This window comes from Caulobacter sp. GW821-FHT11A05, from assembly GCF_058809015.1.
Window position 1 is genome coordinate 499,151 of sequence record NZ_JBXASF010000002.1, and the last position, 24,002, is coordinate 523,152.

Sequence of the window (24,002 nt, forward strand, 5' to 3'; positions counted from 1 at the left end):
AGCTAGAGGTTCCCGTTCTCTTCGAGTGACCGCGTGATGGTCACGGTGGCGGTGTCGGTTCCGCCGTTTCCGTCAGAGATCGTGTAGGTGAAGGTGGTGGCGCCCATCCGGATTCCGGTCACATCGATCGCATTGCCATTAATCGTCGCCGACGCACTGTTGGTGGGCGTTGAGACGGCGGTAATCGTCAAGGGATCACCGTTCGGATCACTGTCGTTGTACAACACCAGCATCGACAGGGATTGCAGGGGCGCTCCCGCCGGGGTGATGATCTCATCGGCGTCGTCGACAGCGTTGGGCGGTTCCGCCCCGGCGACCATCGTCATCTGCACAGTGCCGACCGCCGTGCCGCCTTTGCCGTCAGAGATCGTGTAGGTGAAGCTGTCGGTCCCGACATAGTTGCTGGCCGGGGTGAAGGTCAGTTGCGTCCCGCCCACGATGGCCACGGTCCCATGGGCGCCGTTGGTCTTGGCGCTGATGGTGAGGGCCTGGAAGTCCGGGTCGTAGTCGTTGACGCGGGGGTCGAACGTCAGAGGGACATTCTTGGTCGTGCTCTTGACGTCGCCGATGGCGATCGGCGGGCCGTTGACCGTCATCGTGACAGTGGCGGTCGCCGAGCCGTCCTGGCCGTCGCTGATCGTGTAGGTGAAGGTGTCGCCGCCGCGATAGCCGACCTGCGGCGTGTAGGTCAGGGTTGATCCGCTGTTGACCGCGACGGTCCCGTTCATACCGGGCGTGGCGGAGACAATGGTTATCGTGTCCCCATTGGGGTCGCTGTCGTTTGTCCGGGGATCGAAGGTGTAGGGCGTACTCTGCTGCGCTGTCTTGATGTCATTGGTCGCCTTGGGCGGACCGGAAACCCGCATCGAAACCGTCGCCGTCGCGGAGCCGCCCGCACCGTCGGCGATGGTGTAGGTGAAGCTGTCGGAGCCGGCGTAGTTGTTGACAGGCGTGTAGGTCAGGGCGACGCCGCTGTTGATCGTTAGCGCGCCGTGCGCCGGGGTGCTCTTGGCGACGATGGCCAGGGGATAGCCGTCCGGACTGCTGTCGTTGATCCGCGGATCGAAGGACAGGGCGACATTCTTCGTCGTGACGACCGAATCATTGGCCGCCGCAGGGCCCTGGCCGACCGTGACGCTGACCGTCGCCACGTCCGTGCCGCCGTGCCCGTCCGAGACGGTGTAGGAAAAGCTGTCGGCGCCGACGTAGTTCGAGGCCGGGGCGTAAGTCAGCTGGGTCCCGCCGCCGGCTGTGACGACCGTGCCGTGGGCCGGAGCCGTCGCGACGCTGGCGGTGAGCGCGTCACCCTCGTCATCGGTGTCGTTGACCCGCGGGTCGAAGGTGCGGGCCGTGTTCTTGGCCGCGGTCAGCAGATCGTCCCCGGCCACCGGCGCCGTGTTGCCGACGGCGCCGGTCGCATTCTGGGTGCGATTTCCCGCGGAGTCGTAGGCGTAGGTGATCTGTTTGCCGTCGGGATAGATGACCTGGATCAGGCGGCCGAACGAATCGTAGCGGTAGCTGATCGAGTCCGCACGCGCCGGCCCCCCGGCAAGCAACGCCACTGCACTGGCGGCCCAAAGCAGCCGCGCCAAGCCACGCATTGAAACTCCCCCGTAAGCCCTTTGCACAATTGACGATTGTCGGAAGATTGCAATAGCTTCAATCCAGAGTTGGGTGATTGTGGCGTCGTTGCCCCCGGCTCAGGGGGGAATCCGTGAGCTCTTCTTGCCAAGGCCAGGGCCGTGCGCGCCCCGGGGTCTCCGTCGGAATGCGTTTCGTTCGGCGGGCCGGGCTTCTCTTGGCGTTTGGGCTGTTGGCGGCCCCCGGACTGGCGTCCGCCCAGGCCGCATCGACCCCCGGAGTCAGCTTTGGCGAAGCGCCTCTGATGACACCCACCGACGCGACCGCATACTACGCGGGCCAGCCGGCGACAGTGACCTACAATTGGTCGGCGAGCAGGCCGCCGGAGATCGCCGAGACCGCCCGTTCGCTCAACAACGATCCGGACCGCATCTTCGCCTTCGTCCGCAACAACATCGAGGTCGTGCCCCTGTACGGCCTGCAGAAGGGCGCCCTGGGGGCGCTGACCGACCGTTCGGGCACAGCCTTCGATCAGGCCCACCTGATGGTCGAGCTGCTGCGCGCGGCCGGCTTTTCCTCTGCGCGCTATGTGGTCGGGGAGGTCACCCTGAACGGCGACCAGGTCAAGGATTGGCTGGGCAGCAAGTCGACGCCGGTGGTGACGAAACTGCTGGCCAACGGCGCGATTCCCGCCGTGCTGACCGGCAGCCCGGAGATCAGCCAGGCGGTGATCGGCCACGTCTGGGTGCAGGTCGAGGTCGGCGGGACGACCCGGACCTATGACGCCGCCTTCAAGGCCTCCGAGCGATTCGCCGGCATCGACGCCAAGACGGACGCCTCGCTCAACACCGCGACCTTCGTGACCGCCGCCCTGGGCACGGCCGCCGTCGGCTCCGAAGCCGGCGTTGCCTATACCAAGTCGGTCAACGTCAGCGGGGCCGAGTCCGCGCTGAGTACGGCGGCCAACACCCTGCTGGGCCAGCTCAAGACCACCCACAAGGCCAAGGCGGACGAAGAGATCGTCGGCGGCGCGCGCATCATCTTCGCCGACAACCCCGCCGCGGCGCCGACGACCGGCGCCCTGGCCCCGAGGCTGACCTTCACCGGCGGCATGCCGGATCGCTATCGCACGAAGCTCTCGGTGGCCGCGGCTGACTGCAGCGCCTCCTTCTTCGTCGACGAGATATACGCGCGGCGGCTGACCCTGCATCGGCAGATCGCGGTCTATACGCCGGCGTCGGGCGTCTATCTGGACGGCGTCCTGGCCGGCTCCGCCTGCGGGGCGAACACGAGCGACCAGGACCTCGCGATCACCCTCGGCGTCCTGCATCCGTACGCGGCCTCGTCCGGCGCCTATATGGACGCGACATCGGTCAAGATCGCGGACTGGACCACCGACATCGTCATCGTTCACGGCTGGGGCGACACCGGCGGTGGGCTGCAGGCCAAGCTGGCCAAGGAGGCGACCTCCGAACGCGACGAGAAGATTCCCGACCCGGTCGAAGGGCCGATGCCCGACGGCAGCCAGTTCGTGCAGTCCGACTCGGGCACCACCATGGTCGGTCCCAAGGCCAAGGCGGCGGCCAGCTGGCTGAACCAGACGACCCGCCTTCGCCAGCTGCTGGCGGGCGTGGCCGACACCTGGTTCCTGCACCACCACTCGGTCGGCATCGCCTACTCCCAGTCGCACTACTTCCTCTACGACACCGATCAGGACGGCGTGCTCGACCCCGGCGAGACCACCAAAGGCGACTCTCCCAAGGACAGCGGGATGCGGCTCGACCTCGACTCGGGCCTGAGCACCATCAGCCTGCAATCGAGCAGCGCCGACGAGGTCGCCGCCCGCCACACCCTGGCGGCCGGCATGGCGATGCTGGAAGGCAGCGTCATGGAGCAGCAGCTCGATGCGGTGGATGTCTCCTCGACCGCCCAGCGGCTGCCTTGGGCGCAGGAGAACTTCGCCTCCACCATCCGCTTCCACCTCTTCCCCGCCGGCGCCGCGGCGCCCGGCGTGACGACCTTCAGGGCCGGGGAGTCGGCCAGCGGTCAGGCCTGCGTCGGCTCGCAGCTGACGACCCAGGGCTTCACCGTGCTGCAGGCCAACGACCGCTCGATCGGTCCTGGCCAGGCCAACCCACCGCCCTCGGCCTGGAGCACGGTCAACCCCTGGCTCGGCCAGACCGACGCCACCATGCACCGTGGCTGCGCCTGGATCGCCTTCAAGGCCGACGGCAGCCACATCGCCCATGTGGTCACCTCGCTCGATCGCGGCCTGAAGGGCGGCGGCGGCGGGGCGGACGCCAAGCAGCAGGAGCAGTTCAAGCCGGAGGAGCAGGCCGACCTGCTGAAGGACAAGTTCAAGGACCGCTCCTCGATCGGCGGCGTCGACCTGCGGACGGGCGCGCTGACCTACACCCCGGCCCCCGACCTGGTCGTCGGCCAGGGCGACGCCCCCTACAGCCTGACCTTCCAGCGCACCTTCCAGGCCGGCGGCCAGCGCTGCTCCGGCTGCCCATTCGGCTGGACCCACAACTACGACATCCGCGCCACCCTGTCGGGCGGCGGCATGGAGGGCATGGGCCAGGGCACGCCCTTCGCCCTGGCCGGACCGCTGGCCGCCCTCGAGGGGGCGTTCGCCGTCTATCGCGACAATCCCAACGGCCTGAAGAACCAGCTGGCCGGCGCCGCCATCATGCGCTGGTATGGCCGCCAGCTGTCCGACAACGTGGTGACGATCAACACCGGGCCCAGCAGCGAGACCTTCGTGCGGCTGGCCGATGGCTCATGGGCCGGGCCGAGAGGCAGCGCCGCGACCCTGACCCGGACCGGCCAGCGCCGCGCCATCCTGGAGGCCGGCGCCCGCTCCAAATCCTGGAAGTATGACGAGGTCGCCGTTTCCCGCACCGGGCCGACCGGCGATGTGCTGGCCTTCCAATGGCGGGAGTGGAACCCGAGCAATGAGCGGTATGTGACGCCGACCCTCTATCCGAAGGCCAAGCAGCAGGGCTTCTTCGCCAGCAGCTGGACCTTCCCGCGCGGCGCCTCGCTGACCTTCACCTACTGCGAATCCCAGCCCCTGGCCCCGCAACAGGACGTCTCGACCTGCCGCGACCGCCTGACCCGGGTGACCAGCAGCCTCGGCCCATACCTGGACATCGACCGGCTGCAGGTGACCAGCTCCGACGGGCGCTCAACGGTCGTCACCATTCCGGACACCTCCGGTTCGAGCAACCTGGTCGACTGGCAGGTCGACGAGCCGACGTCCTTCACCGATGTCGCCGGCCAGGTCTGGAAATACGAATGGCGCAGGGCCGGAGTCGGCGACCGTCCTTCCCCCTATCCGATGCTGGCCCGGGTCTACGCCCCCGGCGACGCCCTGCCGATCACTGAGTTCGCCTACGACAAGGTGGGTAACGTCAAGTCGGTCAAGGACGCCGAGGCGATCCGGGGCCGGCGCGCGGCGCTGCAGTTCCGCACCCCCGGCTTTGGCTATGGCGAGGCCACCGATCCGATGGGCGGGGTGGTCGCCATCGCCTATGACCTGGACGACAAGCCGATCCGCCAGATCGACGAGCTCGGCCGGACCAGCCGCACCACCTACAACGGCGTCGGTCAGGTTTATGAGCGGATCGCGCCCGAGGGCGACAAAGTCCGCTTCACCTACAACGACCGCGGCCAGGTGACTGAACTGCGCCGCATCGCCAAGCCCGGCTATCTGCCGGCCCTCGCTGACATCGTCATCACGGCCGGCTGGAATCCGACCTGGAACAAGCCGGCCTGGATCGTCGATCCGCTCGGCGGCCAGATGGATTTCGCCTATGTGGCCTCCGGCAACGGGGCCGGCGAGCTCTTGACCCTGACCAGACCGGCCCCCGTCAGCGGCGCATCGCGTCCGGTCTATAGCTTCACCTACAACGCCGCCGGCCAGGTCGTCGATTCCACCGATCCGACCGGCGTGGTCACGCGGCGCACCTACGGAGCCAACGGTTATCTCGCCACCTCGGTGCTGGACCCGACCGGCGTCAACGCCATCACCACCCTGACGACCAACACCCGCGGCGACGTCACCGCGACCAACGGCCCGCGCACCGACGTCATCGACGTCAGCTACGCCACCTATGACCTGCTGCGCCGCAAGGTCTTCGAGATCGGCGCCGATCCGGACGCGGCTGGCGCGCTGATCCGCCCGGCGACCAAGTCGACCTACGATCCTCAGGGCCGGGTCGTGCTGGTTGAGAAGGGCAAGACGGCCAGCACCGTGGGCAGCGGCTTCGTGGTCCTGAGCAGCACGGTAACGACCTATGACTCGGCCGGCAGCCCCATCCGGGTCGTCGGCCCGGCCGGCGTGGCCGACACCAGCTACGACGGTAACGGCCGCAAGCTGTGCGTCGCCGTCCGCATGAATCCGGCCGGTTACGGCTCGTTGCCGGAGGATGCCTGCGTCCTCTCCTCGCCGGGCGACTATGGCCCCGACAGGATCACCAAGACGACGTACGACGCCGCCGGCCAGGTGCTGAGCACCCTCGACTCCTACGGCCTGCCGAACCAGCGGACGTATGTCACCTACAGCTACACCCTGAATGGCCAGCAGGCGACGATCCAGGACTCGCGCGGCAACCGCACGACCCTGCAGCACGACGGCTTCGACCGCCTGTGCCGGATGAGCTTCCCCGTGCCGACGGTCGGCGCCCAGACCTCCGCTAGCCCGTCCATCGCCTGCCGCGACAGCGCCACCCTGGCGACCGACACCGGCACGTTCGGCGACTTCGAGGAATACCGCTACGACGCCGCCGGCAAGCGCAGCTGGATCCGCCGCCGCGACGGCCAGGTCATTGCCTTCGGCTACGACGCCCTCGGCCGGGAGATCCTCAAGGACATTCCCGGCGGCACGGCCAGCGACGTCCACAGCGGCTACGACGCCGCCGGTCGCCTGACCTCTTCGCTGCTCAATGGCGTGGCCGGGCAGGGGACGACGGTCGTCTACGACACCGCCGGCCGCATGCAGACCGAGACGATGTTCGGCAAGACGCTCGGCTACCAATACGACAAGGCCGGCAACCGCACCCGCCTGACCTGGCCGGACGCCTTCTACGCCCAATGGACCTACGACGCCCTGAACCGTCCCAAGACCATCGGCGAGAATGGCGCCACCTCCGGCGTCGGCGTCCTGGCCACCTTCAGCTACGACGACCTGGGCCGCCGCGCCGACTTGGTCCGCGGTAACGGCACGACCACCACCTACGGCTACGACACCGCCGACCGCCTGACCGCCCTGACCCAGGACGTCGGCGCCACGACCTATGACCAGGCCTATGGCTTCGACTACAGCCCGGCCAGCCAGATCCGCACCCGCACGACCAGCAACCCCCTGTATGAATGGGCGGCGCCGGCGCTGGGCACCTCGACCGGCAACACCTATGACGGCCTCAACCGCGACGCGGCCATCGTCGCGTTGCCCGGCGGGTATGACACGCGCGGGAACCTGACGAGCGACGGGACGCGGACCTTTGCCTACGACGTGGAGAACCGCCTGACCTCGGTCGGTGGCCCGGGCAGCCTGACTTTGAGCTACGACACGATTGGGCGTCTGCAGCAGACGGTGGGGTCGGCGACGACGAGCTTTCTGTACGACGGGCCGAACTTGATTGCCGAATACGACGGGTACGGGACCGTGGTTCGACGTTATGTCCACGGGCCCAACACTGACGAGCCGCTGGTCTGGTATGAGAGTTCAGGAACGACGGACCGCCGCTGGCTGCATACGGACTGGCAAGGATCCGTTGTCGCTCAATCGGACCAAACGGGATCGGTGACCCAGACCTATGCTTACGGGCCGTGGGGCGAGCCGAAAGATGACAGCTGGACAGGCTCGCGCTTCCGCTACACGGGCCAGACGGTTCTCGTGGACGCCAAACTCTACCACTACAAGGCGCGAGTCTACGATCCCTACCAAGGCCGTTTCCTGCAGCCCGATCCGGTTGGCACGAAAGACGATCTGAACCTGTACGCGTATGTCGGACTAGACCCTGTCAACCGAACTGATCCGGACGGGCGTTATCAAAGAGGCGTGGGCTTTAGAAGTAACAGGGAGTGGCAGAGATTTGACGACGCCCAGCAGCGCCAAGCGGCCTCAATGGAGGGCAGAGCAGATAGACTTGAAAGGGCTGCAGACAGGTTAGATGCTAGGAGCGCCGGAGCAGGTGACACGAAACGTTTGGCCGCGAAAAACCTTCGGGCTGGGGCTGCAAATCTGCGTGACACGTCATCGACCGCGCCCAAGGCGAACATTTACACGGCAACTGAGTATGCCCAGTTCAACCGACCCAATAATAGCCAAGCTCATACGCCGCACGGCGGTGACCATACAAACTTCCTTCGCGGCGGTAACGGCTTGTTTGGAACCGGGCCGCTGTCAAACGGATGGATTATCGGCCATGAAAGCCTTCACTTGGCAGGGGCAGCTTTGAGGGATCAATTGGGACCAAACGGTGCCAAAGCTTACGCGGGAGGGGATAGGGCAAATACCGATGCACTAGATGACATCAGGGGAACGCCGAAAGCAGCGATCAACCCAGACAGCCTCCTTGGGGGCGATAATTGATGAAGATTTTGGAGCTTTCTATTCTTATCCCTCTTCTGTTGGGCTGTGCGTCTTCGTCAGCAGAAGGGCCTTCTCGCGTCGGTGATGGATTTATAATTGGCTATCAGTACGAGGATGATGTGGATCGCAAGAGAATTATCCTTAGGTACACAAACACGCTCGGCAAGGAGATTTGTATAGGTCCCGAGAATTGGCCTTCCAACGGGATATTGTTGGGAAATGGCGACGATGTTTATCTGGAAATAGGTGGGGAAAAGTTTTACTTGAAGTCCGAGCAAGATTATTGTCCGAGGTGTACGACCTTAGTGAAACCTGGCGATACAATTTCTGGATATATGAGCTATTCGTCTTTTGGGGTGGGGCTCAAAGATGAGGGAAAGCACAAGGCCCTTAAGTTCAATGCCAAGGCCTTCGAGTGCCTCTAGCGCCCATCTAAAAGCGAGAGTTGGGTGGCTATGCCCGGCCCTCTCGTCGCAGATGGCAGCCTGCTCGTCCGTCTGATTGAGAGGCAAGCAAGCGGAACCATTGTTTACTTTCTCGCGCCAGCGAAGGAAGCGCCACACGGCGGGTAGCTTTCCCCTGCGTCCCCGCGCTAGACCCCATCCATGGCGCTTCGCGATTTCTTCCTGCTCATGGCGATGTGCCTGATCTGGGCGTCCAACAACATCGTCAGCAAGATCGTGGTCAGCGACATGCATGTCGCGCCGCTGTTCTACGCCGCCATCCGGTTCGCCATCGTCGCCGCCCTGACCCTGCCCTGGCTGCTGCCCGCGCCACGACCGATGTGGCGGATGATCGTCATCGCCCAGTTGATCGGCGGGCTGAACTTCGCCCTGCTGTTCGTCGGTTTCCAGACCGCCACGCCTTCGGCCGCCTCTATCATCGCCCAGCTGGGGGTGCCGATGACGACGGTGCTGTCGATGGTCATGCTGGGCGAGCGAGTGCGCTGGCGGCGGGGACTGGGCATGGCCCTGACCCTGGCCGGAGCCCTGCTGGTGCTGTGGCACCCGGTCGGCGTCAGCATGTCCATCGGTCTCTGGCTGATCGCCGCCGCCGCCCTGGCCGGATCGCTGGGGGCGGTGATGATGAAGCAGATGGACGGGGTCAAACCCCTGCAGTTCCAGGCCTGGGTCGGCTTCTGTTCCTTCTGGCCGCTGCTGGCCATGAGCGCCGTCTTCGAGCAAGGCCAGGTCGCCGGGGCGCTGAACGCCAGCTGGCCGTTCCTGGCGGCGGTGCTCTATTCGGCGCTGATCGTCTCGGTCATCGCCCACACCGTCTACTACCACCTGATCCAGAAGTACGAGGCGACCCTGATCTCGCCGCTGACCCTGATGACGCCGCTGGCGACCATCGTCATGGGGGTTTTGATCACCAAGGACCATTTCGACCTGCGGATGGGCATCGGCGCGGCGCTGGCCCTGCTGGGGGTCTTGATCGTGGCGCTGAGACCCAATCATGTGATGCCTCTGTTGATGGCCATTCGGAACCGCGCCCAATGAGTCTTGCCAAATGAGCTTGGAAGTTATCCCCGCGCCGTCGCCGAACTTCGACGCCCGCACCGCGCCGCCGGACATGATCGTCATGCACTACACCGGCATGAAGACCGGCGAGGAAGCGCTGGCCCGGCTGCGCGATCCGGAGGCCCGGGTCTCCAGCCATTACCTGGTGGAGGAGGACGGCCGCGTCTTCTCCCTGGTCGCCGAGGAACGGCGGGCCTGGCACGCCGGGCGCGGCAGCTGGCGGGGCGAGACCAACTGCAACGCCGTCTCGGTCGGCATCGAGATCGTCAATCCCGGCCATGAGTTCGGCTATCGCCCCTTCCCCGAGGCGCAGATCGCCGCGGTGATCGCCCTGACCACCGAGATCCGCGGCCGCTGGCAGGTGCAGGACAACCGCATCATCGGCCACTCCGACTTGGCCCCCGCCCGCAAGCAAGACCCGGGTGAGCTCTTCCCCTGGAAGCGCCTCGCCGAGGCCGGCCATGGCCTGTGGGCCGAAGCCGATCCGGCCCCGGGCGATCCCCTGGCGGAGGGCGCCGAAGGGGTCGGGGTGTTCGCGCTGCAGGCGGGCCTGACCCGGCTGGGCTACGACTGCGCGCCCTCGGGCAAGTTCGACCAGAACACCCGCGAGGTGGTCATGGCCTTCCAGCGCCACTGGGTTCAGAGCCGGTTCGACGGGGTGGCCGACGGCCTGACGCGGGCCCGGCTGATGGCGGTGATCCGGGCAGCGGCGGCGCAGTAGATGGCTGCCGAGGATCAAGCAGCTGTAGCCCAGGCGATCGAGTGGGCCCGAGGTCGCGTGGCTCTTGAGTTCGAGAAACGCGACCCGAGACGGGTCATCTCCCTATTCGAGTATAGCTATTCGACCCCTCCCTCCGCCGACCTTACGGCGCTGTATCTGTCAGGCCTTTCCAGGATCGGTGACCTTGATGTCATCGTCCCCGGTATTCGAGGGGGCCATTTCGAAATCTACGAGGCCGAACTCCGGTCGAGCCGCGTGTGCCCGGTCTTGTCGGATGGATGCGGCAACACCCATGGCCGGTACGTGGGCGCGCCGGTTGACACGCGAACCTACTTCTTTGAGGCCTTCGACTTCTTTGAACGACCAACCTGGTGTTCAGCGTCCGGTCTGGCCGCCCTGATCAGGATTTCGGCGGAGAGCGAAGCGAAGGCCACCGTCCTGGACAAGGCGCGGCTTCTTGAAATCGATCCAGGTCTCGACGCGGGTGGCCGCGCGCCGCCGATCTGGGAAGACGCGTAATCAGATCCGCGACCACAGCGGTGGCCTGACCGGCGGTTCGCGCCAGCGGTCGAGGGTCTTGCCGCGCAGGGCCATCAATCCCCCCTGGAGCGCGAGGAGGACTTTCGTGGCCTTGCCCGTGGATGTCCGGCTGTCCCAGGCGGCTGGGCCACGCGCGACAACCCTGACACCGATCTCGCGGTAGACGCGGTTCGCCGCCGCCACCGCCCAGGCCGAGCGGAAGGGCAGGGCGCGCAGGCCCCAGCGGGCGCTTTCGTAGTAGGGCTCGGCCGCTTCGATCAGGCTGTAGGCGAGGTTGGCGACGGCCTGGCGGTGCTTCGGGTCGGCCAGTTCGGCCTTGGGGACGTCGGCCTCCTGGAGCCAGACGTCGGGCAGGTAGACGCGGCCGTTCTGGGCGTCCTCGACGATGTCGCGGGCGATATTGGTCAGCTGGAAGGCGAGGCCCAGGTCCTGGGCCCGGCGCAGGGTGACGAGGTCGTCCGGCTTCACGCCCATGACCAGGGCCATCATCACCCCGACCGCGCCGGCCACGTGCCAGCAGTATTTCAGGGTGTCCTCGAAGCTGGCGTACTGGACCTCCGAGACGTCCATGGCGAAGCCATCGATCAGTTCGATGGCCCAGGCCTCGGGGATGCCGCGGCGCAGGGCGACCTGCTGGAAGGCCGCGAAGGCGGGGTCGGACTGCGGCTCGCCGGCCAGCGACGAACGGGTCTTTGCGTAGAGATCTTCGAGGGTTGCGCGGATCTGCTGCGGCGTCACGGCAACGCGATCGTGGCCCAGGGTCTGGCCGTCGATGACGTCGTCGCAGTGGCGGCACCAAGCGTAGAGCATCTCGGCGTCGGCGCGGGTGGCCGGGTCGAACAGGGCGGCGGCGGCGGCGAAGCTCTGGCTGCCCTGCTGGATGGCTTCGCGGCTGGTCGCCTCCAGGTCGCTCATGCCAGGTCCTCGATCATCAGCCCGGCGGTGGCCTTGGCCGAGCCGACGACGCCGGGGATGCCGGCCCCGGGGTGGGTCCCCGCGCCGACGAAATAGAGGTTGGGGATACGGTCGTCGCGGTTGTGGGTGCGGAAGAAGGCGCTCTGGGTGAGGATCGGCTCGAGGCTGAAGGCCGAGCCCAGGTGGGCGTTCAGTTCGCCCTTGAAGTCGGCCGGAGTGAAGATCCGCTGGACGGTGAGGTCGCGGCGCAGGTTCGGGATGTAGCGGGCCTCCAGGTAGTCCAGGATGCTGTCGGCGTAGGCTTGGCCCTGGGTCGCCCAGTCGATGCCGGCGGTGCCCAGGTGCGGCACCGGCGAGAGGGCGTAGTGGGTGCTGCCGCCGGCCGGAGCCATGCCGGGGTCGGTGGCGCAGGGGGAATGAAGGTAGAGGGAGAAGTCCTTGGCCAGGCTGTCTTTTCCGTAGATCTCGTCGATCAGGCCCTTGTAGCGGTGGCCGAAGCAGATGGTGTGGTGGCTGAGCTGCGGCTGGGGCGTCTTGAGCCCAAAGTGGACGACGAACAGGCTGGGGCTGAAGCGCTTGCGCTTCAAGGCCGCGGCGGCCTGGCGACCGCGCGGGTCGTCCTTCAGCAGCTTGTCGTAGGTGTGGACGATGTCGGCGTTGGAGGCGACGGCGTCGAAGGTCTCGGGCCCGGCGTCGGTGACGACGCCGGTGGTGCGGCCATTGTCGGTGGTGATCTGGCGGACCGGGGTCGACAGGCGAAGCTGCCCGCCGAGGTCTTCGAACAACTTCGCCAGGGCGCTGATCAGGGCATTGGTCCCGCCGCGCGGGAACCAGACGCCGCCGCGCCGCTCCAGGGCATGGATCAGGGCGTAGATCGAGGAGGTGGCGAAGGGGCTGCCGCCGACCAGCAGGGTGTGGAAGGACAGGGCCTGGCGCAGGTGCTCGTCAGCCACGAACCCGCAGACCTTGGCGTAGACGCTGCGCCAGGCCTGCAGCTTCATCAGCTGCGGGGCGGCGACGATCATGCTCTTGAAGTCGAGGAAGGGAACGTGGCCGAGCTTGACATAGCCCTCCTGGAACAGCTCTTCGCTGTACTTGAGGAAACGCTTGTAACCCTCGACATCAGCGGGATTTCTCGCCGCAATCTGACGATCCAGTTCGGCTTGGTCGTTGACGTAGTCGAAGGTATCGCCGTCCTCCCAGCACAGCCGGTAGAAGGGGTCGACGCTGATCAGCTCGGCGTAGTCGGCGAGCTTGCGGCCCGACAGGGCGAACAGCTCCTCCAGGCAGGCCGGGTCGGTGACGACGGTGGGGCCGGCGTCGAAGGTGTGGCCCGCTTCCTTCCAGACGTAGGCGCGGCCGCCCGGCTTGTCGCGCCCCTCGTAGAGGGTGACGGCATGGCCTGCCGACTGCAGGCGGACGGCGAGAGCCAAGCCGCCGAAGCCCGATCCGATGACCGCGACGCGTTTCTGGGTCATCGGGGGAGGTCTCCAAGCACTGAGGATTCGGCCATCACCTTGAGGGCGGCGCCGATGGGCACCGGCGGCTTGCCGGTGAGGATGCGGGCCTTGTCGGCCAGGCCGGCGCGGGCGGCGTAGAAGCGCTCGATGAGCGGCTGGCGCAGGCGGTAGAAGCGGCTGAGCACATGGTAGCGGCGCTCCGGCGCGCAGGCGCGGAACAGCATGCGATTGAGCAGGCGATAGAAGCCGCGCTCCTGCCAGGCGGTCATCGAGCGCTGGCGCACGGCAGCGCGGACGGTGGCGGTGTCGAGCCGGGGCAGGACGGCGATCTCGTCGGCCAGGCGGGCGGCGTCGGGCAGGCTGTAGCCGGTGACCGGATGGAACAGGGCGGCGCGCAGGCCGACGCTGGCGGCGGTGCCCGAGCGCTCCCACCAGGCGGCGATGTCGCCGCCCAGGGCGATGGGCAGGATGCCGTCCTCCTCGCGGACCAGCGAGGCGATCGGCCAACCCTGCTGGTCGGCATAGGCGGCGATGTCGGCGCGCAGGGTATCCTTGTCGAGCGCCTCGCCGTCGCTGTAGCGGGTGTCCTCGATCAGCAGCCGGGTGGGCGACAGGGGCAGGGTGTAGAGGAAGCGATAGCCGTCCAGCTGGTCGACCGTGGCGTCCATGACGATCGGGCCATCCAGGCCATGCGGCGTGGCCAGCTCGACCTCCTGGCCGAGGAACTTCTGCCAGCCGAGCACCAGAGGGCCGGAGCGGGGGCCACGGGCGTCGATGACCAGCGGCGCGGTCAGGGTTGTGCCGTCCGCCATCATGACGATGTTGGCTTCGAGGTCGGCGACCGGGGCGTTCAGACGCACTGAGGCGCCGAGTTCGCGGGCGACGTGGTCAGCGAAGCGGCTGGAGGCGATGGAGAGGTAGGGGGTGGTCAGGCGCCGCTCGTAGCCCGGGAAACGGACCTGATAGCCGGCCCAGCGGTGGCTGATCATCGGCTCCAGCCAGTCGCGAATCTCCGGCGTCAGGTCGCTCTCGAAGCAGGACCAGGTGTGGACCCCGCCGAGCACCGGCCCGCCCTCCAGCAGCAGGATGTCGAGGCTGGGGCGGAAGGCGCGCAGGCGCAGGGCGATCAGGCCGCCGGCCAGACCGCCGCCGGCGATGATCACGTCATGGTCGAAGGCGCGCCCCATGGCGGGTGATCTAGCACGCCCCGGCGGGCGAAACAGGGATCAGCCGCGCCGCAGGATGAATTCCTCGTCCCTGGTCTGGCCGACCGGGAAGATGTAGTCGCCAACTCGCTCGAAGCCGAGGCGGCCGTAGAGCCGCTGGGCGCCATGATTCTGCGACCAGACGCCGATCCAAAGGGGGCGGGGGCCGTCCGCTTCCAGCCAGGCCAGGACGGTGTCGAGCAGCCGGCGGCCCAGGCCGCCGCCCTGGTGGGCGGCCAGCACATAGAGCCGGTAGAGCTCGCCGTCGGTCGGCTTGAGCGCGTCGTGCGGCAGGCCGGCGGGACCGGCCGAGGCATAGCCGATGACCTTGCCGTCCCGCTCGACCAGCCAGCTGGCCTTGGCCGGGTCGGCCAGGTCGGCGCGGGTGCGCTCGATGCCGTAGGCGTAGACGAGGAAGGCCGCCAGGTCCTCGACCGGATAGAGATGGCCAAAGGTCTCGGTGAAGGTCTGGGCCCCGATGCGCGACAGGGCGTCGGCGTCATCGAGGGTGGCGCGGCGGATGGTGGGTGCTGACATCGACTTGCTGGGTTATGATTCCGGAATGAGCCTCGCTGACTACCTTGATCGACGGCCCCTCGGCCACGCCGGAAATTCGCGGCCTGTCATAAGCTCACCGAATGAAGGCGGCGGGGCGGGGGAACGGCCATGAGCCTCGCCTGCTACACCCATCCCGACATGCTCGACCACCATCCCGGCGCCGGCCACGCCGAGCGCTCCGAGCGGCTGACGGCGGTGGTCGATGCGTTGGACGACCACGCGGGGCTGGACCTGGCGCGGCATGAGGCGCCGCTGGTCTCCGTTGACGACCTGCTGCTCGTGCATCCGAAACGCTACGTCGACGCCATGCTGGCCGCGGCGCCGCGAGAGGGTCTCGTGCGCCTGGACGAGGACACCTTCCTGTCGTCGGGCAGCATCGTCGCCGCCCGACGCGCCGCCGGCGCGCCCATCGAGGCGGTGCGGGCCGTGGCGCGGGGCGAGACGCAGCGGGCCTTCTGCGCCGTGCGGCCGCCGGGGCACCATGCCGAACCGGAGACGGCGATGGGCTTCTGCGTCTTCTCCAACGTCGCCATCGCGGCGCGGGCGGCTCAAGGAGCGGGCCTCAAGCGCGTGGCGGTGGTCGATTTCGATGTCCACCACGGCAACGGCACCCAGGCCGTGTTCGAGACCGACCCCAGCCTGTTCTTCGCCTCCATCCACCAGTCGCCGCTGTATCCCGGCACCGGCGATCCCTCCGAGACCGGGGTGGGCAACATCGTCAACGGCACGGTCGCCCCGATGGCCCCGCGCGAGCAGTGGCGGGCGACCTTCGAGCGGCTGATGGAGCGGGTCGACGCCTTCGCCCCCGATCTTGTGATCATCTCGGCCGGCTTCGACGCCCATGCCCGCGATCCGCTGGCGCAGCAGCTTCTGGAGGCCGAAGACTACGCCTGGGCCACCCGGGCGGTGGTCGCCGTGGCGAACGGACGCTCCCGCGGGCGGGTTGTCTCCTCCCTCGAGGGCGGCTACGACCTAGAGGCGTTGGGGCGTTCGGCCCTGGCGCATGTGCAGGCGTTGCAGGACGCGTGACGGTGCGCCGGGGGGCCGCGTCACGTGGGAACCGACCCAAAGGGCCCGGCCTTCGTAAGGTATGGCAGACGCTTTGACCGTCGATATCGCGCCCGCCACCGCCGTTCGCAAAGGCGGCTCGGTGACGCTCGTGCGGCATGGCGAGCCGGCCCAGTCGCGCCGGGTGCGGCTCAACGCCGACGAGTATCGCACCTGGTGGGCCGGCTATGAGGTCAAGGGAATCAAGCCCGGCCAGACGCCGCCCGAGGGGCTGAAGATCGTCGCCCAGGGCGCCGATGTGATCATCGCCTCGATCCGTCCCCGGTCCATCGAGACCACCCACGCCATCTGCGGCGGCAAGGCCTTCGCCCAGGACCCGCTGTTCGTCGAGGCCCCGCTGCCGCCGCCCAAATGGCCGGCCTGGCTGCGGCTGTCGCCGAAGATCTGGGGCTTCCTGGCGCGGCTCAACTGGGTGCTGTCGGACAAGCACGACGAGGTCGAGACCCACCGCCAGGCCGAGCAACGCGCCGCCGAGGCCGCCCGCATGGTCGGGGCCATGGCCGACCAGGGCCAGGACGTGCTGATCGTTGCCCACGGCTACTTCAACCAGCGGGTCGGCTCGGCGCTACGGCGGCAGGGTTGGCAATGCGTGGAAGACCAGGGCTTCCGCTACTGGTGCGCGCGGAAGTTCGTTCGGGGCTAGCAAGAAACGGGGACACGTTGAATTGCCGCATGCGCCGGCGTCGAAACGGGCTCCGGCATTGCGCGGCAATTCAACGTGTCCCCTCTACCGAGGAACAGCGCCCGCCCTTCAACGCAAATTGACCATCTTCCGTCGTTGCCGGGTTCCGCCGGGCTCTCTACGGTGCCGGCTTTCCCGTGGATGACGAAATGACTGACACCGCCGACATCGACGCCCTGTCCTTCGAGGATGCCCTCAAGGAACTGGAGCGCATCGTCCAGACGCTCGAGTCGGGCCAGGCGCCGCTGGAGGAGTCGATCAGCGTCTATGAGCGCGGGGCGCTCCTGAAGGCCCACTGCGAGAAGAAACTCGAGGCCGCCCGCCTGCGCGTCGAGAAGGTGGTGCTGGCGCAAGGCGCGCCGACCGGCGTCGAACCGGCCGAGTTCGGTTGATGACCATGAGCCTCGACCGCCGGATCGCCGAGGCGGCCGATCTCGTCACCGTGGCGCTGGACGCGCTCTTGCCGCGCGCCGATGGCCCGGAAGGCCGGCTGACCGAGGCCATGCGCTATGCGGCGCTCGGCCCAGGCAAGCGGCTGCGGCCCTTCTTCGCGCTGGAAACCGGCAAGATGTTCGACCTTGCGGAGCGGCCGGTGCTGCGGGCCGCCTGCGCGCTGGAGTGCATCCACGCCTACAGCCTGGTGCATGACGACCTGCCCTGCATGGACGACGACGACATGCGGCGTGGCCGGCCGACGGTCCACATCGAATACGACGAGGCCACCGCCGTGCTGGTCGGCGACGCGCTGCAGAGCGCGGCCTTCGAGATCATGGCCCATCCCGACACCCATCCCGACGGCGCCGTCCGGGCCGAGCTGGTCCGCAAGCTGGCCATCGCCTCCGGCGCCCAGGGCATGGCCGGCGGCCAGATGATCGACATCCTCGGGGTGCGCGAGGACCTCGGCGGCGTGGCCCGCATGCAGCGGCTGAAGACCGGCGCCCTGATCGCCTACGCCTTCGAGATCCCGCTGATCATGGCCCACGCCCAGGACGGCGAGCGCCACGCCCTGATGGCCTTCGCCCAGGACCTGGGGCTGGCCTACCAGATCGTCGACGACGTGCTCGACGCCGAGGGCGACCCGGAAAAGCTCGGCAAGGCGGCCGGCGGCAAGGACGCCGCCAAGGGCAAGGCCAACTACGTCACGCTGCTGGGCCTCGACGCCGCCAAGGAGCGGGTCGAACTGCTGGCCGCCCAGACGCGGGCGCATCTGGATGGGTTCGGCGAACGGGCCTCGGTGCTGCGGGAATCGGTGGATTTCGTGCTTGGGCGGCGGAACTAGGCGTTCGCTCTCCGCCCCCGAGAGGGGGCGGAGGACGGTTCGGAGCGTGAGCGACGGACCAGGAGGCGGGGCAGCGCCGGCGACAAGTACGTTCGCGCTGTATTCTGACCCGCTAGCGGCAGCGGTCGCACCTCAGCGCCGCCGGTGGAAGTCCCGCCTCGGTTTGGCTCGCTTGCAGCGCTCGCCAAAGCCACTCCGCCCCAAGGGCGGAGAGCGGAAACCTGCTGTCCTTGAAGTCTCTGCACGGCGAATTCTCCGGATTCTGACCGGGTTTGGTTTGCACCGCACGCTGCGAGCGCTAGTTTGCCTGTTCAAGGGCGCGCGAAAGACCGCGCCGGCATGGACTGCGCATTAGATGCCCCCTGTGACCCCGTTGCTCGATACCGTCGCTTCGCCGGCGGACACCCGTTCCTTCACCCTGCCGCAACTGAAACAGCTGGCCGAGGAAGTCCGCGCCGAGACCATCGACTCGGTCTCCGTCACCGGCGGGCACCTGGGCGCCGGGCTGGGGGTGGTCGAGCTGACCGTGGCCCTGCACCATGTGTTCGAAACGCCCAGGGACATCGTCATCTGGGACGTCGGCCACCAGGCCTATCCGCACAAGATCCTCACCGGCCGCCGCGACCGCATGCGCACCCTGCGCCAGGGCGGCGGGCTGTCGGGCTTCACCAAGCGGGCCGAGAGCGAATACGACGCCTTCGGCGCCGCCCATGCCGCCACCTCCATCTCGGCGGCGCTCGGCTTCTGCGCGGCGCGCGACGCCAAGGGCGACAACAACAAGGTCATCGCGGTGATCGGCGACGGCTCGATGAGCGCCGGCATGGCCTATGAGGCGATGAACAACGCCGCCGAGACCACCGGCCAGATCATCGTCGTGCTGAACGACAACGACATGTCCATCGCCCCGCCGGTCGGCGGCATGAGCGCCTATCTGGCGCGGGTGGTGTCGTCGGGCGGCTATCAGCAGCTGCGCAACCTCGGCAAGTCGATGAGCCGGGTGTTCCCCAAGAGCCTGCAGGAAGCAGCCCGCAAGGCCGAGGAATACGCCCGCGGCATGGTCACCGGCGGCACCTTCTTCGAGGAGCTGGGCTTCCAGTACGTCGGGCCGATCGACGGCCATGACCTCGATGCCCTGGTGCCCGTCCTGCAGAACGTCAAGGAGATGAACCGGCCGGTGCTGGTCCACATCGTCACGCAGAAGGGCAAGGGCTATGCCCCGGCCGAGAGCGCCGACGACAAATACCATGGCGTGGTCAAGTTCAACGTCATCACCGGCGAGCAGGCCAAGGCCGCCGGCGGGCCGCCGCAGTACACCAAGGTGTTCGCCCAGGCCCTGGTCAAGGAGGCTGAGAAGGACGACCGCATCATGGCGGTGACCGCCGCCATGCCGTCGGGCACGGGCCTGGACCTGTTCCAGAAGGCCTTCCCCAAGCGCTGTTTCGACGTCGGCATCGCCGAGCAGCATGCGGTGACCTTCGCCGCAGGCCTGGCCGCCGACGGCATGAAGCCGTTCGCGGCCATCTATTCGACCTTCCTGCAGCGTGGTTACGACCAGGTGGTGCATGATGTCGCCATCCAGCGGCTGCCCGTGCGCTTCGCCATGGACCGCGCCGGCCTGGTCGGCGCCGATGGGCCCACCCACGCCGGCAGCTTCGACGTCGGCTTCATGGGCTCCTTGCCCGGCATGGTGCTGATGGCGGCGGCCGACGAGATTGAGCTGGCCCGCATGGTCGCCACGGCGGCGGCCATCGACGACCGGCCCAGCGCCTTCCGCTATCCGCGCGGCGAGGGCTGGGGCCTGGAGATGCCGGCCGTCAACGAACCGCTGGAAATCGGCAAGGGCCGGGTGGTGCGCGAGGGCACGGCCGTGGCGCTGGTCTCGTTCGGCACGCGGCTGGCCGAGACGCTGAAGGCGGCCGACCTGCTGGCGGCGCGCGGCCTGTCGGCCACCGTCGTCGACGCCCGCTTCGCCAAGCCGCTCGACGTCGACCTGATGCTGCGGCTGGCCCGCGAGCATGAGGCGCTGGTCACCATTGAGGAAGGCGCCATGGGCGGTTTCGGGGCCTTCGTCCTGCAGGCGCTGGCGGCGCATGGGGCGCTGGACCGGGGTCTGAAGGTGCGCACCCTGACCCTGCCCGACGTCTTCCAGGACCAGGACAAGCCCGATCTGATGTACGCCCAGGCGGGTCTCGACGCGGCCGGCATCGCCGGCGGCGCCCTGAGCGCCCTTGGCCTGGACAATGTGGCCACGGCCGGTCGCCGGGCCTGAGGGGGATTAGCGTGATGACGTCCGGCGTGATGCGGGGGGTGGCGGTTCTGGCCATCGGCCTGGCGATGAGCGGCTGCGTGATGAACCGCAACCGGGTCTATGAGCCGATCCGCGAGGGGCTGGACGCCATGAAGGGCAAGGACGTGGCGGTGGTCTACCGCACGCTCGGCCTGCCCGACCGCAAGGAAACGGTCGGCCGGAAGATGATGTTCGTCTGGAACAAGACCCGCTGCGACGTGCTGGTGCAGACCGATCTCCAAGGCCTGGTCGAGGAATCGACCCTCGTCGGCCGCCCGGGCGCCTGCAAATGGGTGCGCGACGCCATGCTGGACTTCAAGGCCCGCGAGGCCGGCAAGGACTGAGAAGTAGCCGTCAGGCTCGATGAATATGTCTAGACATATTCATTTTGAGCCCGATCGACGCCCGCGCATCCGCGACAATGGCGAACTTGCGGATGTAGGTCCGTCGACGACAATCGGACCCACATCCGGCAACAGTCGACCACCCTGTCGACCCACGCGCCAGGCTACCTGGGACGCGCCTTGGCCAACAGGGCGGGCACCGTTCCGTCAATGTTTTCAACGGCCGGGAGCCTGTCGGCATCCTTTCCGCCGAGACGCGCGGTATAATGGTTGGCCGCTTCGATAGGCCCAGCCTTGCCCTGGGCGCCGCGACCGGTCAGCCTGCCGCCCAGGCTTTCCGAGGGGACTTCCATGAGCATGAACGATTCCAGGCTGTCGAAGATCGGCAGGGCCGGGGCCGGCATTGGCCGCATCGTCGCCACGGTCGGGGCGCTGGTCCTGCTGCTGGTCGGGGCCGGCTGCACGGTGACCGCCTGCAGTACCACGGTCGAGAGCGGCGAGGCCGGCATCAAGACCACCAAGTTCGGGGAGAATCCGGGCGTCCAGCTGACCGAGCTGCGCCCCGGCTGGCACTGGAAGGGTCTGGGCGAGGACATCATCGTCTACCCGACCCGCCAGCGAACCTACAGCTACACCCGCGAGCCCAACACCGACGGCAAGGAGAACGAGGAGATCGCCTTCGCCGATCAGACCGGCCTGCCGATGACCGCCGACGTCAACCTGACCATCCGGGTGCGCGACGACCGGGCCGCCGACCTCTACGCCCGCTGGCGCCAGCCGTTCGACGACCTGCTGGACGGCCAGATCCGCAACGACGTGCGCTCGGCGATCGCCAAGGAGACCGAGCAGGTGCCGGTGTCCTGTAACCTCAACCCGGTGGCCAGCGGTTCGGGCGTCTCACCGACCCCGGCCGCCAACCAGCCGCCCTGCACCGGCTCGCTGATGGGCGCCGGCCGCCAGATGGTCATCCAGAAGGCCTTCCAGCGGGTGCGCAACAAATGGGCGGCCGAGGGCGTCGAGATCAGCCAGATGGAATGGGTCGGCACCATCCGCTACCCGGCCAGCGTCACCGCCGCAGTCGAGGCCCGCACCCAGACCGAACAACGCACCCTGGCCGCCCAGCAGAAGGCCGCCGAGGCCCGCGCCAACGCCGAGGCCGCCATCGAGACGGCCCGCGGCATCGCCGAATCGACCCGCCTGCGCGGCGAGGCGCTGCGGGCCAATCCAGAGATCATCGAGCAGATCTACGCCGAACGCTCCCAGGGCCTGTGCCCGCCCAAGGCCTCGACCTGCATCCTGGGGCAGGGAGCCTGGGGACTGGTGCCGCAAGGGGGGCAGTAGAGCCTAGCCCTTGCAGCCCTGAAGGAAGCGTCGGAAGTCGGCCTTCGGGAAGGGCGGCGGGGCGATGGTTTCGCCGAAGGCTTCGGCCCGCAGTTGGCCGGAAGCGGCCACGCCCTGCAGGCCGGCGGTGTCGCCGAACCAGGAGACGCTGCTGCCGCCGTTCATCTCGTCGGCGGAAGCTTCGGCCTGTACCGGGGTTCCCGAGAGGATGAGGTCGACCGGCCATGGGGCTTTGCGGCCCTGGGCGTCCAGCCAGTCGCCTTCGGGCGTCGGGCTTTCGGTGGCGAGGCGATGCTCGAAGGTCAGGTAGAGTTCGGCCTGATCCGTCCCCTTCTGACAGATGAAGGTCGCCAGGACGTCGTCGGTGTCAGGCGTTCCGTACTGCAGGTGGACGCCCTCCTCGCTCTCGGTGAAGGTCCATCGGCGCTCGTCCTGGGCGGCGGCGGGCGTGGCCAGAAGGAGGGCGGCGAGGAGCGGAATTGCGGCTTTCATGGACCGAATTCTAGCACGAATATCCGGGCCGCAAGGGGCTGGCCCTAGGCCGCGCAGGTGGCGAAGAACTTGCTGATCTGCGGGCGGTCGCCGCCGGTGGCGGTGAGCTTCATGCGGTCCTTGCCCTGCACCAGGGTGATGTCGCCGGTGCGGGCGAAGCTGGCCATGACCGGGTCGTTGGCCTTGGCGCCGGCTTCGAGGAAATGGCCCTCGCCCATGCTGGGCGTGGCGGTGGCGGGCAGGGCGGTTTCGGACTTGCCGGACATCAGCACGATGGCGGGGGAGGCCTGGGTCGCGGAGGTCGAGACCCGGATGTCGCCGGAGGCCGGCTGGCAGGTCATCATCAGGGCGACGTTGTCGGAGTTGGGCGCGCCGTAAGCCAGCTTCGAGCCCTCTTCCGGGGTCTCGTGGAACGACCAGGCCATCCCCTGCGACAGGGAATCCTGCGCGTGCATGCAGCTGCCGAGCAGCAGGACCGAGGCGGTCAGGGCGGCGATGGCGACTGTGCGGTTCATGACTTTAGCGCCTCCCTTCAATCCCTCAACGCAAGGGAGGCGCGATCGGTTCACCCAGGCGGCAGAAATTGCCCGGCGCCCGGCGGGTTGGCTCCCGCCGTGACAAAAATACCGTCGTTCCCCCCGTTTTGGCCCGCCTAGGGCCGTCAGAACGGTGTGAAAGTCTCGATCAGGGCCTGGCCGGCCGGGGTCTTCTGGACCCGGCTCTGGTCGCCGCGGCCGCCGTAGCTGATGCGGGCTTCGGCGATCTGGTCGTGCTTGATGGTGTTGGCGGCGCTGATGTCGGCCGGCCGGACAATGCCGGAGATGGTCAGGCGACGGACCTCGTTGTTGGTCTTCACCTCCTGGACGCCCTGGATGACCAGGTTGCCGTTGGGCAGGATGCCGGTGACCACGGCGGCGATGGTCAGGTTGATCTTCTCAGCCCGGGCCACGGCCCCGGCCCCGGTCGAGCCGGTGTTGACGTTGGTCTCGATGGCGTTGGCCGGGTCGAAGCCGCCCGGGAACAGCTGGCCGAGGCTGCCTTCCAGCCCGAAGAAGTGGGGCAGGCCCGCCTTCATGCCGCTGGTGCGGGTGGCGCTGGTGGTGTTCTGGGTCTGGGCGCTGTCGTCGATGTCGATGTTGACGGTCAGGATGTCGCCGATGCGGCCGGCCCGCTGGTCGTTGAAGAAGGCCCGGGCGCCGGTGCGCCACAGGCTGTTGGCCGAGGCCGCCTGCGGCGGCTCCTGGCGGACATCGACGAAGGTCTGGGTCGAGGGGGCCAGCTGGGCCGGATAGCCGACCGGGGCCAGCTGCGGCCCGAGGATGGCGTCCTTGGTGTCGTTGATCGTCGAGGCGCAGGCGGCCAGGGGAACGAGGGCGGCGATGGCGAGCAGGGTGTTACGCATGGGTGT

20 protein-coding genes are annotated in these 24,002 nt (G+C 67.8%); 12 read left to right on the plus strand and 8 right to left on the minus strand.

Annotated elements, in window-relative coordinates:
- Positions 1–2: 2 nt before the first annotated feature.
- Positions 3–1,601, minus strand: coding sequence for an Ig-like domain-containing protein (locus AC1RSK_RS05340; protein WP_492906210.1), 1,599 nt, complete (start codon positions 1,599–1,601; stop codon positions 3–5).
- Positions 1,602–1,885: 284 nt separating this feature from the next.
- On the opposite strand from AC1RSK_RS05340, the gene AC1RSK_RS05345 reads away from it, so the two are divergent.
- From AC1RSK_RS05345 to AC1RSK_RS05365, 5 genes are all read left to right on the plus strand, one after another.
- Complete coding sequence (locus AC1RSK_RS05345; protein WP_492906212.1) at positions 1,886–8,182, plus strand: RHS repeat-associated core domain-containing protein; 6,297 nt, start codon at positions 1,886–1,888, stop codon at positions 8,180–8,182.
- Entirely contained in the window at positions 8,182–8,607 is a 426-nt protein-coding gene (locus AC1RSK_RS05350) for a hypothetical protein (protein WP_492906214.1), read from the plus strand. Before AC1RSK_RS05345 ends, AC1RSK_RS05350 begins: the two co-directional genes overlap by 1 nt.
- 180 nt (positions 8,608–8,787) lie before the next feature.
- Positions 8,788–9,681 carry a DMT family transporter gene (locus tag AC1RSK_RS05355; RefSeq protein WP_492906216.1) on the plus strand — a complete coding sequence of 298 codons (894 nt, stop codon included), beginning with the start codon at positions 8,788–8,790 and terminating at the stop codon, positions 9,679–9,681.
- Between the two features lie 10 nt (positions 9,682–9,691).
- Positions 9,692–10,423 (plus strand): N-acetylmuramoyl-L-alanine amidase, encoded by a 732-nt coding sequence (locus AC1RSK_RS05360; RefSeq protein WP_492906218.1) that lies wholly within the window; start codon positions 9,692–9,694, stop codon positions 10,421–10,423.
- On the plus strand, positions 10,424–10,942 hold the full coding sequence (locus AC1RSK_RS05365; RefSeq protein ID WP_492906220.1) for a hypothetical protein: 519 nt from the start codon (positions 10,424–10,426) through the stop codon (positions 10,940–10,942). It abuts the gene before it with no gap.
- On the opposite strand, the gene AC1RSK_RS05370 is transcribed toward AC1RSK_RS05365, so the two are convergent.
- Genes AC1RSK_RS05370 through AC1RSK_RS05385 form a run of 4 tightly spaced genes read right to left on the minus strand, consistent with a single transcriptional unit; the run spans position 10,943 to position 15,080 of the window.
- Complete coding sequence (locus AC1RSK_RS05370; protein WP_492906222.1) at positions 10,943–11,878, minus strand: phytoene/squalene synthase family protein; 936 nt, start codon at positions 11,876–11,878, stop codon at positions 10,943–10,945.
- The gene (locus AC1RSK_RS05375; protein WP_492906223.1) at positions 11,875–13,356 is read right to left on the minus strand and encodes a phytoene desaturase; all 1,482 of its coding nucleotides are present in this window, start codon (positions 13,354–13,356) and stop codon (positions 11,875–11,877) included. Before AC1RSK_RS05375 ends, AC1RSK_RS05370 begins: the two co-directional genes overlap by 4 nt.
- Positions 13,353–14,525, minus strand: a complete 1,173-nt coding sequence (gene crtY, locus AC1RSK_RS05380) for a lycopene beta-cyclase CrtY (protein WP_492906225.1) — start codon at positions 14,523–14,525, stop codon at positions 13,353–13,355. The genes AC1RSK_RS05375 and crtY overlap by 4 nt, the downstream gene beginning before the upstream one ends.
- A gap of 39 nt (positions 14,526–14,564) precedes the next feature.
- Positions 14,565–15,080: a GNAT family N-acetyltransferase gene (locus AC1RSK_RS05385; protein ID WP_492906226.1), complete on the minus strand. Its 516-nt coding sequence runs from the start codon at positions 15,078–15,080 to the stop codon at positions 14,565–14,567.
- A 129-nt stretch (positions 15,081–15,209) separates the two neighbouring features.
- On the opposite strand from AC1RSK_RS05385, the gene AC1RSK_RS05390 reads away from it, so the two are divergent.
- The 7 genes from AC1RSK_RS05390 (at position 15,210) to AC1RSK_RS05420 (ending at position 22,102) form a co-directional block, all read left to right on the plus strand.
- Complete coding sequence (locus AC1RSK_RS05390) at positions 15,210–16,130, plus strand: histone deacetylase family protein (RefSeq protein WP_492906228.1); 921 nt, start codon at positions 15,210–15,212, stop codon at positions 16,128–16,130.
- 61 nt (positions 16,131–16,191) lie between these two features.
- The gene (locus tag AC1RSK_RS05395; RefSeq protein WP_492906230.1) at positions 16,192–16,812 is read left to right on the plus strand and encodes a histidine phosphatase family protein; all 621 of its coding nucleotides are present in this window, start codon (positions 16,192–16,194) and stop codon (positions 16,810–16,812) included.
- A 188-nt stretch (positions 16,813–17,000) separates the two neighbouring features.
- Positions 17,001–17,243 (plus strand): exodeoxyribonuclease VII small subunit, encoded by a 243-nt coding sequence (locus tag AC1RSK_RS05400; RefSeq protein WP_492906232.1) that lies wholly within the window; start codon positions 17,001–17,003, stop codon positions 17,241–17,243.
- 5 nt (positions 17,244–17,248) lie between these two features.
- Positions 17,249–18,130: a polyprenyl synthetase family protein gene (locus AC1RSK_RS05405; RefSeq protein ID WP_492906470.1), complete on the plus strand. Its 882-nt coding sequence runs from the start codon at positions 17,249–17,251 to the stop codon at positions 18,128–18,130.
- A 355-nt stretch (positions 18,131–18,485) separates the two neighbouring features.
- Positions 18,486–20,399, plus strand: coding sequence for a 1-deoxy-D-xylulose-5-phosphate synthase (gene dxs, locus AC1RSK_RS05410; RefSeq protein ID WP_492906234.1), 1,914 nt, complete (start codon positions 18,486–18,488; stop codon positions 20,397–20,399).
- Positions 20,400–20,410: 11 nt separating this feature from the next.
- A complete protein-coding gene (locus AC1RSK_RS05415) occupies positions 20,411–20,761 on the plus strand; it encodes a hypothetical protein (RefSeq protein WP_492906236.1) in 351 nt (116 codons plus the stop codon).
- A 351-nt stretch (positions 20,762–21,112) separates the two neighbouring features.
- Entirely contained in the window at positions 21,113–22,102 is a 990-nt protein-coding gene (locus AC1RSK_RS05420) for an SPFH domain-containing protein (RefSeq protein ID WP_492906238.1), read from the plus strand.
- Between the two features lie 3 nt (positions 22,103–22,105).
- Here the strand turns inward: AC1RSK_RS05420 and AC1RSK_RS05425 are convergent, their stop codons facing one another.
- From AC1RSK_RS05425 to flgH, 3 genes are all read right to left on the minus strand, one after another.
- A complete protein-coding gene (locus AC1RSK_RS05425) occupies positions 22,106–22,594 on the minus strand; it encodes a hypothetical protein (RefSeq protein ID WP_492906240.1) in 489 nt (162 codons plus the stop codon).
- Between the two features lie 44 nt (positions 22,595–22,638).
- On the minus strand, positions 22,639–23,109 hold the full coding sequence (locus AC1RSK_RS05430; protein ID WP_492906242.1) for a hypothetical protein: 471 nt from the start codon (positions 23,107–23,109) through the stop codon (positions 22,639–22,641).
- A gap of 146 nt (positions 23,110–23,255) precedes the next feature.
- The gene (gene flgH / locus AC1RSK_RS05435) at positions 23,256–23,996 is read right to left on the minus strand and encodes a flagellar basal body L-ring protein FlgH (RefSeq protein WP_492906244.1); all 741 of its coding nucleotides are present in this window, start codon (positions 23,994–23,996) and stop codon (positions 23,256–23,258) included.
- Positions 23,997–24,002 lie beyond the last annotated feature (6 nt).

Coding starts and splice junctions, on each gene's coding strand:
- AC1RSK_RS05420 (WP_492906238.1), top strand. CDS start 21,113: ATGAGCATGAACGATTCCAGGCTGTCGAAGATCGGCAGGGCCGGGGCC.
- AC1RSK_RS05340 (WP_492906210.1), bottom strand. CDS start 1,601: ATGCGTGGCTTGGCGCGGCTGCTTTGGGCCGCCAGTGCAGTGGCGTTG.
- AC1RSK_RS05395 (WP_492906230.1), top strand. CDS start 16,192: ATGGCAGACGCTTTGACCGTCGATATCGCGCCCGCCACCGCCGTTCGC.
- AC1RSK_RS05350 (WP_492906214.1), top strand. CDS start 8,182: ATGAAGATTTTGGAGCTTTCTATTCTTATCCCTCTTCTGTTGGGCTGT.
- crtY (WP_492906225.1), bottom strand. CDS start 14,525: ATGGGGCGCGCCTTCGACCATGACGTGATCATCGCCGGCGGCGGTCTG.
- AC1RSK_RS05375 (WP_492906223.1), bottom strand. CDS start 13,356: ATGACCCAGAAACGCGTCGCGGTCATCGGATCGGGCTTCGGCGGCTTG.
- AC1RSK_RS05360 (WP_492906218.1), top strand. CDS start 9,692: ATGAGCTTGGAAGTTATCCCCGCGCCGTCGCCGAACTTCGACGCCCGC.
- AC1RSK_RS05390 (WP_492906228.1), top strand. CDS start 15,210: ATGAGCCTCGCCTGCTACACCCATCCCGACATGCTCGACCACCATCCC.
- AC1RSK_RS05425 (WP_492906240.1), bottom strand. CDS start 22,594: ATGAAAGCCGCAATTCCGCTCCTCGCCGCCCTCCTTCTGGCCACGCCC.
- flgH (WP_492906244.1), bottom strand. CDS start 23,996: ATGCGTAACACCCTGCTCGCCATCGCCGCCCTCGTTCCCCTGGCCGCC.
- AC1RSK_RS05430 (WP_492906242.1), bottom strand. CDS start 23,109: ATGAACCGCACAGTCGCCATCGCCGCCCTGACCGCCTCGGTCCTGCTG.
- AC1RSK_RS05355 (WP_492906216.1), top strand. CDS start 8,788: ATGGCGCTTCGCGATTTCTTCCTGCTCATGGCGATGTGCCTGATCTGG.
- AC1RSK_RS05370 (WP_492906222.1), bottom strand. CDS start 11,878: ATGAGCGACCTGGAGGCGACCAGCCGCGAAGCCATCCAGCAGGGCAGC.
- dxs (WP_492906234.1), top strand. CDS start 18,486: ATGCCCCCTGTGACCCCGTTGCTCGATACCGTCGCTTCGCCGGCGGAC.
- AC1RSK_RS05385 (WP_492906226.1), bottom strand. CDS start 15,080: ATGTCAGCACCCACCATCCGCCGCGCCACCCTCGATGACGCCGACGCC.
- AC1RSK_RS05365 (WP_492906220.1), top strand. CDS start 10,424: ATGGCTGCCGAGGATCAAGCAGCTGTAGCCCAGGCGATCGAGTGGGCC.
- AC1RSK_RS05405 (WP_492906470.1), top strand. CDS start 17,249: ATGAGCCTCGACCGCCGGATCGCCGAGGCGGCCGATCTCGTCACCGTG.
- AC1RSK_RS05400 (WP_492906232.1), top strand. CDS start 17,001: ATGACTGACACCGCCGACATCGACGCCCTGTCCTTCGAGGATGCCCTC.
- AC1RSK_RS05345 (WP_492906212.1), top strand. CDS start 1,886: ATGACACCCACCGACGCGACCGCATACTACGCGGGCCAGCCGGCGACA.